This is a genomic window from Myxococcaceae bacterium JPH2 (genome assembly GCA_016458225.1).
Taxonomy (GTDB): Bacteria; Myxococcota; Myxococcia; order Myxococcales; family Myxococcaceae; genus Citreicoccus.
Genome location: JAEMGR010000050.1, coordinates 1 through 17,544, shown reverse-complemented (window position 1 = coordinate 17,544; position 17,544 = coordinate 1). Strand labels below are relative to the sequence as shown.

The window sequence follows — 17,544 nt, the reverse complement described above, 5'->3', positions numbered from 1 at the left end:
TCACGCGCGGCCGGCCACCCGTGCACTCCTCACACCCAGGTCACGCCCTCGGTGAGCGAGTCATCGTAGAACCCGAAGAAGAAGCCGAGCGTCACGCGGTCCGACGAGCCGCTCACGCGCTCCACCGCGTGGTAGTACGTCGGGTTGAGCAGGTACACGTCACCGGACTGGGGCTTGAATCGGTGATGCGCCTTGTTCGCCACGACGTTCAGGTCGTAGCCCAGGCCGCCCGGAATCTTGTGCACCTCGTCGCCCGGCTCCCACGGCTTGCGATAGATGCTCAGCTCGCCGCCCTCGTCGCACTCCTGGAGGCACACCACGCAGCTCAGCTGGTGCTTCAGGTTCGCCAGCGCGATGGGGTAGGACTTGCCGTCGCGCATGATGTTGTCGTTGTGCAGCGGCGTGTCGATGTCGTTCGAGCAGATGCGCACGTTGGAGCTGGCGTAGGGCCGGCCATCCGGCTCGGTCGCCACCTCGAAGCGGCGCATGCCAAACGTCTCGCGGATGCGCTTGCGGGCCTGTCCCGCCAGGTCGATGCCCAGTGCGGCGATCTTGTCGTCCTGCGCCTTGGCGTCCTTGAAGTAGTCGTCCAGGCGGGACAGGTACTTCACCAGGAACAGCCCGATGAGCGTCAGCGACCCGTTCACGTACCGGGTGACCTGCGCGCTGTGTCGCAAGGGAAGGAGGCGCTCCTTGTTCGCCGCCATCACCTCTTTGGACAGCAGCCCCTTGAGGACGATCACCGCGTGGTCGCCGGTGACGAGTCCACGCAGGGGCGCGGTCCCCAGGTTGGTTCCATCCACTTCATAGACGACGCGATTCCATGGTTCGCTCATGATGCAAGCCTCCTTGCGGTGTCGAAACGGAACTCGATGACTCTGTCGATGGGCACTGCCTTCCAGCGATTCACTGGGGCAATCGTTGGAATGATTTCCGAGGCCACGACGCGCAAGCCGGGCTCGGTGTACTCCTGCATCGTGAAATAGCGGGGCCACATCCGGACGTCGGCCCGCCAGTGGATGAGATAGGCCCGGTCCGGGCTCACGGCGATGGCGTTGCCCGAGTTCGCGCCAGGGGTGGGAATGGCTCGCAGCCGGGCGAGCGTCTCTTCCTCATCCAGGGCCTCGGACCCGGGGGGGATGATGTAATCAAAGTACTCGGCGGAGTCGAAGTGAGACCGCTCGCGGCCCAAAAGCTGATACACGGTGGGTTGACTGCCATTGTGCATGAAGTGCCACCCGTCCGATTGTCTTTGCAGCGGGTGCGTGTAGGCGGACCCACGGGTGGTGGAGAGGCTGGCGCGGCGCACGTGGACAGCCAGGAAGTCTGTCTGGACTCGCGCCAGGTCCGACCCCAGCGCGGTCACCTCCGCCGGGCGTGGGTCGCGCACCATCGAGATGCCGCTCGGTGAGGTCGAGTCCCGCCAGACCGCGCCCCAGCCATCCGGGTGATAGAGGAGCGGGCTGTCGTGCCGGGCGGTCTGCCCCACGGCCATCGCCACGGCGCCCTCGAGGATGTCCCGGGCCTGGAAGCGCCCGCTCGCCAAGATGAGACGGCACATGTTGACCCCAGACGCCCAGGGCAAACGGACTCACGCTCTCCGGACGCTCCTCGGCCCCATGGCCAGGACGATTCGCCGTGCATGCTCCCGCTCGCGTGCTGATGGTCCGAGCCGCCGCCGCCTCATCTCAGTCTCAAGTGAGGTTAGCCGGCAAAGACCGTATAAGCGGATGGTATGCCCAAGTTGCGCCGAATGTCTAGACGCCAGCCGAGAATGGCTGGGTGTCTGGTTTGTGGTTGGGTGAGGCAAACCTGGGTCGTGCACTCCTCGGATTGGCGATGCGTCGGCGCGCCCGTGTTTCGCCACGACCCGCGCTCCCTCGACGGGAGGGCTCCCGAAATGACCCGAGGTGTTTCATTCGCAAGCAGCGAAGTGAAACCTTGTGCGTTGGTGATTCGCGGGAGGTTGAAGCTGGGTCGTGAAATGCGAATTTGGCGGATGCTTGACATTAATCTGGTTTGCAGGCTTTTATTTTTGAGGCTCACGAAGACTGAGTTCTCGACCATCCACCGCGACGGCCAACGCGGGCTGGGCCTCCACGTCTTGCGTGACAGGTCCGGCTGAGCCCGGGATGGCCTCGCATCCACATACTGGAGAAGACATGAGTTTTCTCGATGCCAACGGAGGTTGGCGGGCATGAGCTTTGTCCGAGAGGAGCATTCCCCATTGCAGCGCGAGGTTCGCTTCGGGGACTTCCGCTATGACTTCTACATCAGCCGCGGGGCCGGCTCCTGGCTGGAGCTGCGCCGTCGCTTGACCGCCCTGGACGCAGACCGCTTCGTGGTCATCGCCGACCAAGGGCTGCCGTCCGCGCTCATCGACGAGGTGGAGGCTCACGTCAAGCTGGTGGCGCCGACGCTCGTTGCCCGCGTCGCGGTCGACGAGAAGGTGAAGCGCCTGGCCACGGTCGATGACCTGGCCGAGCGCGCCATCCTGGGCGGGGTGACCCGTCAGTCCTGCGTCATCGCGCTGGGCGGCGGCGTGGCAGGCAACATGGCGGGCCTGCTGGCGGGTCTGCTCTACCGCGGCATCCGTCTGGTGCACATGCCCACCACGCTGCTGGGCATGTCGGACTCCGTCCTGTCGCTGAAGCAGGCGGTCAACTCGAAGCGCGGCAAGAACCACCTCGGGATGTTCTATCCGCCCGTCTTCGTGTGGAACCAGCTCGACTTCCTGGACTCCTTGCCGCGCGAGGAGATCCAGTCCGCGCTCTGCGAGGCCATCAAGAACGTGCTGGGCATCTGCCCCGAGCGCTACGACGAGGTCGCCGCGAAGCTGCGCCCAGACGGGCGCTACTCACCCGAGGTCATCACAGACTTCATCGACCTCTGCGTGGAGGCCAAGGTGAAGGTGATGCGCAACGACTCGCACGAGAAACGCGAGGCGCTCATCCTCGAATACGGCCACACGGTGGGCCACGCCGCCGAGCTGCTCAGCGGCGGCACCTTCCGCCACGGCTTCGCCATCGGGGTGGGGATGCTCGCTGCCGCGCGCATGGCCGGCGAGCTGGGCTACCTGAGTCGCGCGGACGAACTCGCGCACCACGAGCTGCTGTCTCGCAATGGCGTGCCCACCGCGCTGCCGGCCTCGCTGGACCCGGAGGAGATCCTCCGCACGGTGCAGCTCGACAACAAGCGCGGCTACCTGCGCCCACGCAAGGGGATGTGTGACTTCATCCTGTTGGATGGGTTGGGAAAGCCGCATCGGACGGGGGGCGGTCTCATCTCCCAAATCGAAGAGGACGTGGTGCGCGCAGGCATTGCCGCGGTGCAGACCCGGGGTCCCACTCAGGAGGTGGCGTGATGGCTACCGTCGTCCGAGGCGAGCGTCGTCCATTCGGGCCCATCCGCAATGACATCAGCGGGCTGGCGGTCACCCGCCGTCAAATCGGCGGCGAAGGGGCCTGCCGCTGGAAGATGTTGATGAATGGCATGCACCTGGAAGGTCAGTGGAACTGTGTCGAGTATGGCGTCATCGAGCCCGGGGGCTCGGTGGGCGAGCACGTCCACCTGCGCACCGAGGAAATCTATTACATCGTCTCGGGCCACCCGGTGATGACCATCAATGGCGTCGAGCAGCCCTGCGCGCCGGGGGATCTCATCACCACCCCCATCGGGTGTGCCCACGCCATCGCCAATCCCACGACCGAGGACATGCACTTCTTCGTCGTGGAGGTCTTCCCGGGCAAGGGGCCTTCCGCGCCGTCCGCGCGCTTCCACTTGCCAGACCTCCGTCCCGTGGCGGGTGGCGCGGCGGTGGACGTGGACCTCCGGCCTCACTTCACGGGGGACTGGAAGCGCTTTCGCCTCATGGAGCTGGCGCCCGGCGTCAGTGACACGGTGCTCTCGGCCAGCACCACCGAGGTGGTGCACGTGCTGAGCGGCTCGGCGGCCATCACCGTCGAGTCGGAGCGCTACACCGGCGCGAAGGGGCTGTCCGTCGCCATCCCGCCCGGGCTGTCACGCACGCTCAAGAACGTCGATTCGACCCAACCCCTGCGGATGATCATCACCGAGGTGACCGTCGCATGAACCTCCAACTCCAGGACCGAGTCGTGGTCATCACCGGGGCGGCCAGCGGCATCGGCGCCGAGACGGCGCGCTGCTTCGCGTCCGAGGGGGCGCGGCTGGGCCTCATCGACCGCGACGTGGAGCGGCTCGCGCAGGTCGCCGCGGAGCTTCAGCCGCGAGCCCAGGTCGTCACCGCCGCCGCGGACCTGTCCACGGCCAGCGGGGTGACGCAGGCGGTGGGGACGCTGCTGCGCGCGTTCGACGAGCAGGTCGACGTGCTCGTCAACAACGTGGGGCAGTGCTACGCGCGCACGTTCGATCAGCTCTCGGACGCGGACTGGCTGGCCACCTTCGAGACCAACTTCCTGAGCGCCGTGCGGGCCATCCGTCACGTCCTCCCGGTGATGCGGCGCCAGCGTCGAGGCTCCATCGTGACGAACGCCTCGGACCTGGCGCGGCAGCCCGAGGCCAGCCCGCCGGACTACCAGGTGTCGAAGGTGGCGCTGCTCAGCCTCACCAAGAGCCTGGCGCTCTCGGAGGGGCCTGGGGTGCGCGTCAACGCGGTGGCGCCGGGCCCCGTGTGGACGCCGCTGTGGACGCGCCCTGGCGGCTTCGCGGACACGCTGGGGAACGTGCACGGACGGGATGCGAAGGCGGCCGTCGAGTACGAGCTGAGCAAGCGGCAGCTCCCGCTCGGCCGCATGGGCACGCCGGATGAGGTGGCCCGCGTCATCGCCTTCCTGGCGTCGGACGCGGCGTCCTTCGTGACCGGGAGTGTCTGGGGTGTGGACGGCGGCACCATCCGTGGGCTCCTGTGATGGCGCGCACGACATCGGCGTCCAGGCGAGGCGGTGCGGCGCTCACGACGCAGCGGGTGCTCGACCGCATCGCGAAGAGTGACGTGGAGCTCATCCGGTTCCTCTGGGTGGACCACAACGGCATCTGTCGGGGCAAGGCGGTCAGCCGTCGGCACCTCGCGGACCGCATGGAGTCCGGCATCGGGCTCGCGAAGGTGCGGCAGGCCGCGAACCTGTTGGATCAGATCCAACCCGTCCCGGGCTTCAACGCGGTGGGAGAGGTCCGGCTGGTACCGGACCCCGGCTCGTTCGTGGAGTTGCCGCACGCGCCCGGCTCGGCGGCCATGCTGTGCGACCTCATCGACGTGGACGGACAGCCGTGGGGCGCCTGTCCTCGGCAGTTCCTCAAGGACGCCATCGCGAGCGCCGCGGCGCTGGGCCTGGAGGCCGTGGCGGCCTTCGAGCCCGAGTTCACCCTCTGCCAGCAGCGGCCCGTTCGCGGCCACCTGGAGGTCCTCGACGACAGCCTCTGCTTCGACAACGTGGGCTTCGACCAGGCCAACGCGTTCGCGGTGGCGCTCAGTCGCCAGTTGGCCGAGCAGGGCATCGACGTGGAGCTGTACCACCCCGAGTTCGGCGCGGGGCAGCACGAGATGACCGTGCGGCACGCCCCGGCGCTGAAGGCCGCGGATGCCCATGTCTGGCAGCGAGCGATGACGCGGGGGCTGGCGCACCAGCAAGGGCTGTGGGCCACGTTCGCGCCCATCCCCCACCCAGGGTTCCGCGGCAATGGCAACCACATGCACGTCTCGCTGTGGCGCGACGGCGCGAACGCCTTCGCGGACGCGGAGGACCGGCTCGGGCTCTCGCGACTCGCCTACCACTTCATCGGTGGACTCCTGGCGCACGCGCCCGCGCTCGTCGCGCTGAGCTGTGCCAGCGTGAACAGCTATCGGCGCCTCAAGCCGCGGATGTGGTCGGGAGGGCACTGCTGCTACGGGCTCGACAACCGAGAGGCCGCGGTGCGCGTCCCCTCGCGCCTGCGCGGACGCGAGGCGGCCTCGACGAACATCGAGTTCAAGCCCTGCGACGCGACCGCCAATCCCTATCTCGCGCTCGGGGCCTTGCTGCTCGCGGGCCTGGACGGCGTGCGGCGCGGCCTGGAGCCCGGCGAGCCCATGGCGGACGACCCCAACGAACTGTCCGAGGAGGCCCTGCGTCAGCGAGGCATCCGTCCGCTGCCCGCCTCGTTGGAGGAGGCCATCACCGCGCTGGAAGGGGACGCGCTGCTGTCCGAGGCCCTCGGGCCGCTGCGTCGCGTGCTCTATCCCGCCATCAAGCGCTCCGATGTCCAGCGGCTGCGCGAGCTGAACGAGGCCGAGGAGTTCTATCTCCACGCCACGCGCTACTGAGCAACGGGCGCACGCACGACGACAGGGCGGCCGCCGGTGAGGCGACCGCCCTTTTCACGTCGCCAAGGCCGTGTGCGTCAGATGGGCAGCGGCGTGATCCGGCGATTGGACACGGCGGCGAAGCGAGCGCGCTGGACCCGATTGATGAGCTCCACCGCGCCCGGCAATCCCTCCCAACCCGGAGGCGGGCGCACGAAGGCGAGCACGTTGCTGAGCTGGCAGCCGCGGCTGCGCTTGGCTTGGTAGGACTTGAGCGAGTAACGCCCGCACTTCACGCCGCGCTCGATCATCGCCTGGATGGGCTTGTAGAAGAGCAGGTTGAAGTACAGGAAGAGATTGCCCGCGTCGTAGTCGAAGCCGCCAAAGCGCGCGTACCACGTGTCGCCTTGCTCGAGGAACACGGTGAAGCCGAGCGCACGCCCGTCCTTCTTCGCCACGAACACACGCAGGCTGCGCCCGAGGAACGAGCGCAGCTCCTCATAGTCCGCGAGGATCTCCGGGATGGTGGGCGAGCGGCCGTACTTCACACGCCACTTGCGCTCCAGGGCGGCCAGCTCGGGCCCGAGCGCCTCTTCGCCATGAAGCTCGATGGTGGCGCCGGCATCGCTGAGCGCGGCCATCTCGTTGCGGATCTTCTTGCGGCCCTCGGCCTTGAAGCTCGCCAGGTAGCCGTCGAAGGTGCTCCAGGTGATGGGCAGGTAGCACTCGGACTCGACAACGACGTTCAGATAGCCGCGCTCGCGCAGCATGGCGGCGAGCCACGGGTCCTCGTCCTCGAGGAAGTACAGCCACGCGATGGACTTCGCGTGGTCTTCCTTCGCCTGTCGCTCGATGGCATCGACCGCGGCCCTGAGCGCGGGGCGAGCGAGGTCGCCGTTGATGCCAGGCGCGTAGCTCACGCCGCCGTAGCGTCCGGGTGCGCCCATCACGAGCGACGGCGTCCACTCGGCCCCGCGCTGGCGCAGCTCTGCGCGCAAACGGGTGAGGGCTTGCAGGTCGTCGGGCTGCGACGCGAGGTCCGCGTCGGCCAGGTCGCCAATCTCCAGCACGCGGGCCGGATCGAAGCCTGGATGGGACTTGCCATCGACGAGGTAGCTGGGCGTGCTCAGCAACGGCGAGCCGTCCTCACCGGTGACCAGGATGAAGCGCTCGGCTGCCTTCAGGGTTCGGCTTCTCGCGCGAAGCCAATCACTCGACAGGTAGAGCGAAGGATGCACGAGGCGATCCCAGACCTTGGGGTCCAGTTCGGCCGTGCTGCGGAGGACGTGAGCCTGCATGTCGAGACCTCGGGTCAATACCACGCTGGCGAACGGTGCTGATCGTACGGCACATACGGCGGAGGACTGGCGGGGCGTATGGGCTGTGGCGCCTCGCCCGTCGCGCGCGAGGGAAGGTAGACCGTGGCGAAGCCTCGCGACACGGATTCTCCTCGCTGATTGAAGGCTTCCATTGTCACGCGAACGGAGTGGTGTGGCTGTCGCGAGCCCGGCTCGGTCACCGTCGACTTGGCCGTGACGGCGCCGCGGACAATGAGTGCATCGCCATGGAAGAGCGGGCGCCCCATCAGCATGAACATCTTCCGGCTGAAGCCCATATCGCCCGCCCAATTCGTCAGCAAGCGCTGGGGAATCTGAGCGCGTTGGATGCCGAAGTCGAATGGCAGGGGTTGGCCACGGTAGGTGCAGAGCAGGGCATCCTCATGCTCGTCGCCGGGGGTATAGGGCCACCGCGTGACAGGGTGCACGCGAGCGAAGTCGGGATAGCCCCAGCCTGCCTTGAGCACGCGATAGCCCGGGGTGAAGGACCGCGCCAGCCGTCCTCCCCCGTAGCCCGCCACGAGTCCCTGATGCAGGGATTGGTAGCAGAGCGCATCCTGGAGCGTGTACGGCGGCTGGTAGATGGCGGGCAGGGCGTCCCCGACAGCGACGTCTTCCCAGTACAGCGGCTCCTTGCCGCGCCGGCGCTCGCTCCGCATGCCCGCGACGATAGCCTCCACCTCGGTTTGGGTGTAGCGGTGCGTCTGTCTGGTGTTGAGCAGGTGTTCGCCCACGTGCTCCACGGGCATGGCCCGCGTGTGGCCCATCATCTTCATGGGCACCTGGACGAGCGTCCCATAGGCCTTCGCCAGAAGCCGGCCAAAGGCATCCTGGTACGTCACCTCACAGACCAGCAGGATGAGGCGGTGTCCGTCGAGCCCCCGCACCTCCTGGACCTCGCGCAGCACCTTGCTGGTGGTGACGCGCGTGCCAGGTCGCACGACATCGAAGAACTCCCATGCGAGTCCTCCGATGAAGTTGGCGAAGGGATAGCCATGGGGTCGGCTCGCGCCGTGGTCCGCGGGATAGCGCGCGTGCACCAGGATGGGGGTCGGCGCGATCATGCTGCGGTGGTGCGAGGCATGGCCGTAGGCGGGGTCGGTGAAGAGCGGGTTGTCGTCACCGATGGAATGGGCGTAGCGGCGGATGGTCTCCTCATCCAGCACGAGCGCGGCGGGGACAGGGGAGACCTGTTCGGGCAGCGCGGGGGGGATGGGAGGCGGGACGTCCTCGGTGCTCTCCAGGCCAATCAACGGCCGCGTGCGCTCGAGGAACTCATCGATGATGGCATTGAATTCGAGGTCGCTGTCCATGACTCAGTGAGACTCCTGTGCCACGGGAAGGAGGAGCGGGCGTCCTGGCTCCGGGAGGAACACGAGGGCGGTGGCGCAGAAGGCCCGCTGACCGAGTTGATTGATGCCCCAGACCTCGACTGACACCGCGGACTGCTCGCGCTCGCCGAGGCGCTGGACGAACACATCCGTCACGCGACCGTCCATCCAGAGCGTGTCGCCGTAGAGCACGTGGTTCTCCAGCGAGATGGAGAGGTGACGCAGGAACGCGTCGTCTCCCATCCACGAGGTGACGTGCTGTGCGGCCAGCGCCACGATGAACGGCGCGCGGGCGCACGGCGAGGGGAAGCCGACGTCTGCGCAAGCGCGCAGGTCCTCGCGAGCGTGCCAGCGGTCGGACACCGGCCAATGCGTGGCGCCGTGAGGCCGGACGTTGCCCGCATGCGCCTGGAGCAAGGCATGGCGCAGGTTGCCTGCGGGGGCGGGGCGTCCCTCCGCGATCATCCAGGTGATCAGCTCGGACCACGTGAAGGGCCCGCGCACGAGCTGCGGCAGCGCATCTCCCACGGCCGTCTCGGAGGCATAGCGAGGGAGGGGGCCGCGCGCGGGCTGCTCCGCGCTCAGGCCCTCCTCGATGCGCTCAATCTCTCCGGCCGAGTACTGGTGCATCTTCCGCTCGACGAAGAGTTCCGAGCCCAGACGGAGCGGATGGACGCGGACCACGCCAGTGGCGTGCGCCACGGTGCGGCCCTCGCTGCGGTAGCTCGCGCGGCTGGTGACCTCGACGGTCTCGCGTCCTCGCCAGTCGGGGCCGCTGTCGACGCCGACGATGCGAAGGTCCGCGCCGACGCGGTCTCCCAGCTTGATGTGGTCGTCCCACCACAGGTCGACGTGGTTCAGGACCTCGACCGCGTCGTGCGCGTGAGCGTGGAGGGCCCCGCTGGACTCAGGCGCCTGGATGCCGAGCACGAAGGCCGGCGGCGCCAGCATCGTGCGCCACCACGACTGCGCGCCGTGGCGAAGGTCCAGGTAGAGCGGGTTGTCATCTCCCGTCGCCTCGACGAAGCGGCTGATGTTGAGCCAGTCCGCGACGTAGACACCGGAGGGAACATCCGTCGCGCGAGTCCCCAGCAGGCGACGGCTCTGCGTGAGCAACGGCGCAAGCGTGCGTCGAGGGTCGCGCGGGAGCGCGCGCTCGTTGGTGACGTCATCGGACGGTCGCGGGGAAGGTGAAGGGGCACCCGTCGCGGATGAGGAACCCCGTGCTGGCGGTGGTGTGCTCGCGGTCTCGACAGACGGCGCGGGCCGCTCCGAAGGACTCGCGGTCCGGTTCTCCGCCAGCGCGCGCTTGTCGATCTTCCCGTTGGGCGTGGTGGGGAGCTGCGCATGGATGACGAAGCGATGCGGCGCGTGGTGCTCCTCCAGGCGAGCCTTGCAGAAGCGGTCGAGTTCCCGGATGTCCAGCTCGACGCCCGGCCGAGGGGCCACGTGCGCGCACACCGCCTGCCCGAGCAGTTCGTGCGGAACGCCAATCACGGCGGCCTCGAAGACACCGGGCGCGGAGAGAAGGACGTTCTCGACCTCGCGAGGCGAGATGCGCTCGCCACGAGACTTGATGAGGTCGTCTCGCCGTCCGACGAAGTAGAGCAGGCCGTCCTCATCGCGGCGAAACAGGTCGCCCGTGGCGAGGGTGCGCTCCCAGGGCCAGCGTCCTTCGCGCAATCGCTCCGCGGTGCCCGTGGGGTCGTTCCAATAGCCCTGCATGACGTGAGGGCCACGGACCATGAGCTGGCCAATCTCCCCAGGGCCAACAGGGCGGCCCGCGTCGTCCTCCACCCAGACCTCGGTGCCAGGGATGGCGATGCCCACCGAGTCCGGGTGTCGGTCAATCTCAGCCGGAGGCAGGTAGCTCACGCGCTTGCACTCGGTGAGTCCGTACATCGAGTACACGCTCGCGCTGGGGAACGTCTTGCGCAGCATCTGGATGGTGTCGCGCGCCAGCGCCGCTCCCGTGTTGGTGACGTACCGAAGCGAGGGCCAGCTCCGCTCACCGAGTCCAGGCAACGACAGCAGCAGTCGGAACAGCGTGGGCACGCCGGGGAGCCCCGTCACCTGATGCTCGGCCAGCATGGAGATCAGTCGGCCCGGATAGCCCACGCCGGGTTCGAGCAACAACGTCGCGCCGACGTGCACGCAGAGGAGGAGCTGATAGAGCCCGTAGTCGAACGAGAGCGGCAGGACAGAGAGCACGCGGTCCGCCGCCGTCATCTCCAGATACGTGGAGATGGAGGTCGCGGCGAAGACCATGTTGCGATGCGTGAGCGTCACGCCCTTGGGCGTGCCAGTCGACCCCGAGGTGTAGATGATCGCCGCGAGGTCCTCTTCGTGCGCGGGTCCTTCGCCCTCGGCCGGAGCCGAGAGCAAGGCACTGAACGGAGCGACACCGGACGGAACGTCATCGCTCGCGCAGGTGATGCGAAGGCCGGGGACGCGCTCACGAGCCTGTCGAGCCATGTCGAGCAGGGCCGGCGCACACACGAGCATGGCCGCCGAGCAGTTCGCCAGGATGGCGGCGAGCTTGTCGGCCTTGATGCTGGGGTTGAGGGGGACGAAGGCGGCGCCCGCGCGAAGCGTTCCGTAGATGGCGACCGCGGCGTCGATGCCGTTGGGGAGCGCGATGGCGACCCGGTCGCCGCGCTGCACGCCCGCGCGGTGCAGTCCCGTGGCGAAGGCGCCCACGGCCTCGGCGAACTCGCGGTACGTCACCTGCCGATTCCCGCTCTGGATGGCGGGCTGCTCAGGCGCGCGCGCGCGCGTGCGGAACAGCACATCATCGAGGGTGCCGAAGCTCACGGTGCCCGCCGGGTCTGGATGAAGCGGGTGATGGCCTCGATGGAGCCGAAGTTCTCACGGGTGATGTCGACGTCCTTGACGGTGACGCCATGTCGCCGCTGGACCTCGGCGACCAGCTCGATGAACGCCAGGGAGTCGAGGACCCCGGTCTCGAGGAGATCCTCCGTGTCGCTGAGCTTCAGCTCGGGGCGGAGCTGGAGGAAGGTGTCTCGGATATAGGAATGAAGCTGTTCCCGGACGGAGCGCTCGGTCGGAGAGCCCTCGGGAAGGTCAGACGCGGGAGCGACCGCTGGGGTCACGACATGGCTGTTCATGGAGCGATCCAAATGAGGTGGGCCATCGTGAAACACTCCACGCGTGCGGGCATGAAACAGGGCCTGCGTCGTACTCAGACGCGCTCAACGCAAGGCTCGACGGCGCGTTCAGGGCTTCGCCACTCCGGCGCCCCAAGCAGCGGACCGCCGTGATTCCTGAGCCTCCCCGCGCGGCGTGGTCAGGCGGAAACGTCAAATACTGTAAGTGGCGAAAGTGTGGAATTGCAAGTCATCTCTGGTGGTGTTGGGTGCGGGGTTCGGACTGTCGTGGCGAGCGTTGTGACTGTTTGAGTGGTGTCTGGATTGAGCGCGGGGGGCACCCGGGCGGTGGTGTCTGTGAATGGCCGAAGGGCTGCGTGCGAGTGGAGGGGCGTGAAATCCTCCGCGACACCTCATCCCAGATGCGAGGCGATGCTCCAACGCGAGAGGTTCAAGTCCCGCCTGTCGAACTCATTCAAACGAGGCGAAGCCGCGTCGCGAAGAGGTCCCACGTCGTCGCATGAGAGCGAAGACGAAACACGCGAAGGTGGATGTCGCGCGAAGAGGACGGGGCCTCGCAAGTGACTCCGCTTCGCCTGCGTCGAGCGCACGGCGCTGCGTGCAAGGCTCTGACCGCGGGTGTGAATCACTGACCCAAGGGGTTCCGCTGCGGGCTCACGCGTGGCGCTGGGGCGTGGACTCAAGAGGCCCGAGCCGCGCGTTCATCGACCCCGTGGCGCCGCGGTCCGCTGTGGGCCCTGCGGCGCGCCTGCTCGGCTCAATCCGCGGCCCGGAGAGGGGTGTCTCCGTGCCGCGGGAACGGCGAGGTCAGGCCTGCTTCGCGTGAGCCTGCCGCGCGGCCTGGAGCGTGTTGGCGAGCAGCATCGTGATGGTCATGGGGCCGACGCCACCGGGCACGGGGGTGATGGCCGAGGCCACCTGGCTGACGGCGTCGTAGTCCACGTCACCGACCATTCGATAGCCACGCGGAGAACTCGGGTCGGGCACGCGGTTCTGGCCCACGTCGATGACGACGACTCCGGGCTTCACCATGTCGGCGGTGATGAGGTTCTGCTTGCCCACCGCGACGATGAGGATGTCCGCCTGCCGCGTGTACGCGCCGAGGTCGACCGTGTGCCGGTGGGTGAGGGTGACGGTGGCATCGGGGCCCGGTGCCATGAGCAGCGAGGCGAGCGGCTTGCTGACGATGAGGCTCCGTCCCACGATGACGGCGTGCTTGCCGCGCGTGGGGATGTTCTCGCGGCGGAGCATCTCCATGATACCGGCGGGCGTGCACGGGACGAACGCACGCGGGTCGCCCACAAAGGCGAGCCCCGCGTTGACGGGGTGAAAGCCATCCACGTCCTTCTCGGGGCGGATGTGCTCGAGGACGGCCTTGTAGGGCAGGTGGGCGGGCAGGGGGAGCTGGACGAGGATGCCGTGGACGGTGGGGTCCTGGTTCAAGCGATCGATGACCGCGAACAGCTCATCCTTGGAGACGTCCTCGGGCAGGTTCAGCGTCTGCCCGTGCATCCCGAGCGCCTCGCAAGCTCGGGTCTTGCTGGCCACGTAGGCCTGGCTGGCGGGGTTGTTGCCGACCAGCACCACCGAGAGGCCGGGAGTGACCCCAGCGGCTTGGAGCGCCGCGACATCCTGGGCCATCTCGGCCCGCATCACTCGACTCAGCTCGGTTCCATCCAGGGTCCGCACCATGCGCGCGCTTCATACGCCAGATCGCGCGGGCTGACGCACCGCTTCTTCGCGATCCGCGCTCTGCGTGCAAGCCATCGGGCGCTCCGTCGCTCCGGAGCAAGGTAGGCCCGAGTGGCACGTCGTCCGCCGCACAGCGCCGAGCGCGCGCCTTTCCACGCCGAGGCCGTTCGTTCAATCCACCTGAATCGGCTTTGTTGTGTCTAAATCTGTTTAAATTGCAAATCGAGTAAAATCATTCAGTCCGGAGTGCCGCTGAACTACGAAGTCGCCTTCCGCACCTTCAGGAGGGAGTCCATGAGAGCAAGGAATCACGCCGTAGCCTCTGCGTTCGGAGTCATCTGGCGGTTGTTCGTGGTGGTGGCGGCGATCGGCTGTGGCGGCGCGGAGTCGCCGCGGTCCACGTCGAGCGCTGCGGTCGCGGACGAAGCGGACCCCGAAGGGCAGGGGGGGCTGGGTACGCAGCGCGCGAGCCTGCTGTCGCCGTCCATGCTCTCGGTGTCGTCGCACAGCTTGCTGCTGAAGTCGGACGGCACGGTGTGGGCGTGGGGCACCAACTTCGGGGGCGAGCTGGGCGATGGGACGACCACGCACCGTCGGACACCGGGGCAGGTGGTGGGCCTCACGAACGTGACGGCGGTGGAGGCCGGCGAGAACCACTCGATGGCTCGCCGCGCGGATGGCACGGCCTGGGTGTGGGGCTACAACACCTATGGCCAATTGGGAGATGGGACGACGACGGGGCGACTGATGCCCATTCAAGTGCCGGGGCTCACGGCGGTGGCGGCGCTGTCCGGTGGCTTCATGAACTCGCTGGCGTTGAAGACGGACGGCACGGTGTGGGCGTGGGGCTCGAACGGCTCGGGCCAGATTGGAGATGGGACGACCACGCAGCGCCTGTCGCCGACGCGCGTGGCGGGGCTCACGCAGGCGACGGCGATCTCCGTGGGCTATGCGTTCGGGATGGCGCTGCGCGCGGACGGCACCGTGTGGACCTGGGGTGACAACTCGTCGGGACAATTGGGGAATGGCACGACCACGAACCGAGCGACGGCGGCGCAGGTGCCGGGCCTCACCGGGGTGGTGTTCGTGAAGGCGGGGCATTCGAGCGCCTACGCCCTGAAGGCGGATGGCACGGTCTGGGTCTGGGGAGACAACTACAACAGCGTGCTCGGGATTGGCGATGAGTTGATGGCCTCGCGGTCGTCGCCCACGCAGATCCCCGGCATCTCGGGCATCGTCTCCGTGGATGCGGGCGAGCACTATGTGATGGCGCTGAAGTCAGACGGCACGGTCTGGGCATGGGGCTGGAACCAGTACGGGCTGATGGGCAATGAGTTGCCTGGCGTCCGGCTGTCGCCCACACGTGTCACGAGTCTCGCGGACGTGGCCATCCTGAAGACGGGTCGCTACCACGCCACGGTGGTGAAGACGGACGGCACGGCCTGGGCCTGGGGCCTCCACGATGACTTCCGCTACGGAGCCTTCGCCGAGTCCGACGGCACGGTCCCCGCGGCCACGCTGTTCACCGGGGCGCAGCGAGTCTCGGCGGGCATGTATCACTCGCTGGTGCAGCTTGCGGACGGCACAGTCTGGGGCTCGGGATACAACACGGCGGGGCAACTGGGGGACGGAACGACGACGCGACGCGAGTCACCCACGCAGGTGCCCACGTTCACAGGCGCCAGCGCGGTCTCCACGGGCACGTCGCACACGCTCGCCTTGAAGACTGACGGCACGGTCTGGGCATGGGGAGACAATACGCAGGGGCAATTGGGGGATGGGACGATCACACCGCGCCTCGTCCCGGTCCAGGTGTTGGGGCTGAGCGGAGTGGCCGCCGTGGTTGCGGGCCGAGACTTCTCGGTGGCCCTGAAGTTGGACGGCACGGTCTGGGCTTGGGGGCTCAACACCAGTGGACAGTTGGGAGATGGATCGGGCCTCAGCAGCGCGGTCCCGGTTCAGGTGTTGAATGTGACGGGAGTGACGGCCGTGTCGACCTCGGCCCGAGCGGACCACGCGCTGGCGTTGAAGTCGGACGGCACGGTCTGGGCCTGGGGCTCCAATTCGTATGGCCAATTGGGAGATGGAACGACCACGAAGCGGTTGGCGCCGGTTCGTTTGCTCCTCACGGGAATGACGGCGGTCGCGGCGGGCACGCAGCACTCCTTGGCGCTGAAGACAGGGGGCTCAGTCTGGGGGTGGGGGACGAACACCTACGGCCAGGTGGGCGACGGCACGGTCACGCGGAGGTTGTCGCCCGTGCAGGTGGTAGGGATTGGAGGCGTGACAGCGCTCGCGGCGGGCGACACCCATTCGCTGGCGCTGAACGCGGGGGGAACGGTCTCGGCCTGGGGCGCCAATACCTGGTATCAACTGGGCGACGGGACGCGAACGAACCGGGGAGCGCCGGCCACGGTCTATGGCGTCGCGGGAGTGGTGGCGCTGTCCGCGGGCTATCACCACTCGCTGGCGCGCCGGTCGGACGGCTCGGTCTGGGCCTGGGGTGACAACCTCTACGGGCAGCTCGGGAACAACAAGTCCGGCTTCACACCCGTGCCCGTGCAGCTCTGGTGACCGAGCACGTCTGGTCATGATGCTGTGCGTGCCTCTGTGATTCACGATTAGTCAACGATAGACCGGGCCTCACCTCACACTCAGCGAGCTCATCATGTTCAAAGTCCGCGCGCGTCTTGTGCTTCTCGCAGTCCTATCCCTCATCACTCCCGCCGTCGCGATGGCCGCCAATGCCGTCGCAGGCACTACGTATCATGGACAAGTAATTACGGCCCCGCCGGGGACGAGCGTCAGTGATTGGAACATCCTGGTCGTTCCCAGGAATATGGGTGGCCAGGAGCTCGGATCCGAGGGCGACAATGCCCTCCTGCGCTTCGAGGTATCTGCTTCTCCCCTCAACAACGTGGAGTGGTCGGTCTGGGCCCGTTTCAAGCATCGTAATAGCAGCGGGAGTGGCACCTGGTATCCCAGCATCGTTGACTACCTGCTGGTCCGCAAGGAGTTGAGCGCCGCCGGTACGCTCACGGATGGTGGGAGCATTACCGTGCCACCGGGCACGTCGATCTCAGACTGGAACATCGTCGTCAGTCCCGCGTCGGCCGGCTACGAAGAGCCCACCACCGAGTTCGACAATTCTCTGCTGCGGTTCTCGACGTCTTACACCGCCGTCGACAACTTCACCTGGCAGGTCCAGGCCCCCTACAAGTTCCGCCATTCCAACCAGGGCGCGGCGTTCGTAGGCGCAGGCCAGGCGAGCTACCTGCTGGTCTCGCGCAGCGCGAGCTTCACGGGCGTCGCCACGCATGGCCAGACCATCGCCGCGCCGGTAAACACCGCCGTGAGCGACTGGTCGATGCTTCTGCTCCCCACGAGCGTGGGCTATGAGGAACCGGGCAGCGAGGGCGACAACGCCCTTCTGTTGTTCGATAGCACCGTTCAATCCTCGAGCACCTACCAGTGGCAGATGTTCGGCGCATTCAAGTACCGGTATCAAAACGCCGACGGCAGCTGGTACGCAGCACCGCTCAGCTACATCGCCGTCCACAACTGATTCAACGGGCGGGGCTGGTCCTCTCCAGGGCCAACCCCGCCTCCCCCGGGACTCATGGCTGGCCTCGACCGCTCCCGTGGACACCCATAAAGAGTGACTTGTCTGTCATTGGTCCGAAGAACCCAGGCAGGTCACCCCTGGCTGCGTCATAGGAAAGGTCCACGATGACGTGCTCTTCCTCCGGGCGCGCATAGCCGATGGCTTCCAACCACTGAGGCATCCGCGAGCCCCG

The 17,544-nt window shown here is 67.4% G+C and carries 13 protein-coding genes; 6 read left to right on the top strand and 7 right to left on the bottom strand.

Features of this window, described 5'->3' with window-relative positions; all coding sequences use genetic code 11:
• Window positions 1-29 precede the first annotated feature (29 nt).
• Together JGU66_35345 and JGU66_35340 are read right to left on the bottom strand one after the other, a co-directional pair.
• Entirely contained in the window at window positions 30-836 is an 807-nt protein-coding gene (locus tag JGU66_35345; protein ID MBJ6766059.1) for a 2OG-Fe(II) oxygenase, read from the bottom strand.
• Window positions 833-1,561, bottom strand: a complete 729-nt coding sequence (locus JGU66_35340; GenBank protein ID MBJ6766058.1) for a class II glutamine amidotransferase — start codon at window positions 1,559-1,561, stop codon at window positions 833-835. The genes JGU66_35345 and JGU66_35340 overlap by 4 nt, the downstream gene beginning before the upstream one ends.
• Before the next feature lie 636 nt (window positions 1,562-2,197).
• Between JGU66_35340 and JGU66_35335 the strand changes: the two genes are divergently transcribed.
• Genes JGU66_35335 through JGU66_35320 form a run of 4 tightly spaced genes read left to right on the top strand, consistent with a single transcriptional unit; the run spans window position 2,198 to window position 6,280 of the window.
• Window positions 2,198-3,364, top strand: coding sequence for a hypothetical protein (locus tag JGU66_35335; GenBank protein MBJ6766057.1), 1,167 nt, complete (start codon window positions 2,198-2,200; stop codon window positions 3,362-3,364).
• On the top strand, window positions 3,364-4,092 hold the full coding sequence (locus JGU66_35330; protein MBJ6766056.1) for a cupin domain-containing protein: 729 nt from the start codon (window positions 3,364-3,366) through the stop codon (window positions 4,090-4,092). Before JGU66_35335 ends, JGU66_35330 begins: the two co-directional genes overlap by 1 nt.
• The gene (locus tag JGU66_35325) at window positions 4,089-4,889 is read left to right on the top strand and encodes an SDR family oxidoreductase (GenBank protein ID MBJ6766055.1); all 801 of its coding nucleotides are present in this window, start codon (window positions 4,089-4,091) and stop codon (window positions 4,887-4,889) included. Before JGU66_35330 ends, JGU66_35325 begins: the two co-directional genes overlap by 4 nt.
• Entirely contained in the window at window positions 4,889-6,280 is a 1,392-nt protein-coding gene (locus tag JGU66_35320; protein MBJ6766054.1) for a glutamine synthetase, read from the top strand. The genes JGU66_35325 and JGU66_35320 overlap by 1 nt, the downstream gene beginning before the upstream one ends.
• Window positions 6,281-6,357: 77 nt before the next feature.
• Here the strand turns inward: JGU66_35320 and JGU66_35315 are convergent, their stop codons facing one another.
• The 5 genes from JGU66_35315 to folD form a co-directional block, all read right to left on the bottom strand.
• Window positions 6,358-7,557 (bottom strand): GNAT family N-acetyltransferase, encoded by a 1,200-nt coding sequence (locus tag JGU66_35315; GenBank protein ID MBJ6766053.1) that lies wholly within the window; start codon window positions 7,555-7,557, stop codon window positions 6,358-6,360.
• A gap of 14 nt (window positions 7,558-7,571) precedes the next feature.
• On the bottom strand, window positions 7,572-8,909 hold the full coding sequence (locus JGU66_35310; protein ID MBJ6766052.1) for a MaoC family dehydratase N-terminal domain-containing protein: 1,338 nt from the start codon (window positions 8,907-8,909) through the stop codon (window positions 7,572-7,574).
• Window positions 8,910-8,912: 3 nt separating this feature from the next.
• The gene (locus JGU66_35305) at window positions 8,913-11,741 is read right to left on the bottom strand and encodes an AMP-binding protein (GenBank protein ID MBJ6766051.1); all 2,829 of its coding nucleotides are present in this window, start codon (window positions 11,739-11,741) and stop codon (window positions 8,913-8,915) included.
• Window positions 11,738-12,055 (bottom strand): acyl carrier protein, encoded by a 318-nt coding sequence (locus tag JGU66_35300; protein MBJ6766050.1) that lies wholly within the window; start codon window positions 12,053-12,055, stop codon window positions 11,738-11,740. Before JGU66_35300 ends, JGU66_35305 begins: the two co-directional genes overlap by 4 nt.
• A gap of 807 nt (window positions 12,056-12,862) precedes the next feature.
• Window positions 12,863-13,747: a bifunctional methylenetetrahydrofolate dehydrogenase/methenyltetrahydrofolate cyclohydrolase FolD gene (gene folD / locus JGU66_35295; protein ID MBJ6766049.1), complete on the bottom strand. Its 885-nt coding sequence runs from the start codon at window positions 13,745-13,747 to the stop codon at window positions 12,863-12,865.
• 486 nt (window positions 13,748-14,233) lie between these two features.
• Here folD and JGU66_35290 point away from each other — a divergent pair, with 486 nt between their 5' ends.
• Both JGU66_35290 and JGU66_35285 read left to right on the top strand, forming a co-directional pair.
• Window positions 14,234-16,321, top strand: a complete 2,088-nt coding sequence (locus tag JGU66_35290) for an RCC1 repeat-containing protein (protein ID MBJ6766048.1) — start codon at window positions 14,234-14,236, stop codon at window positions 16,319-16,321.
• Between the two features lie 94 nt (window positions 16,322-16,415).
• Window positions 16,416-17,312 carry a hypothetical protein gene (locus tag JGU66_35285; protein MBJ6766047.1) on the top strand — a complete coding sequence of 299 codons (897 nt, stop codon included), beginning with the start codon at window positions 16,416-16,418 and terminating at the stop codon, window positions 17,310-17,312.
• Window positions 17,313-17,544: the final 232 nt, after the last annotated feature.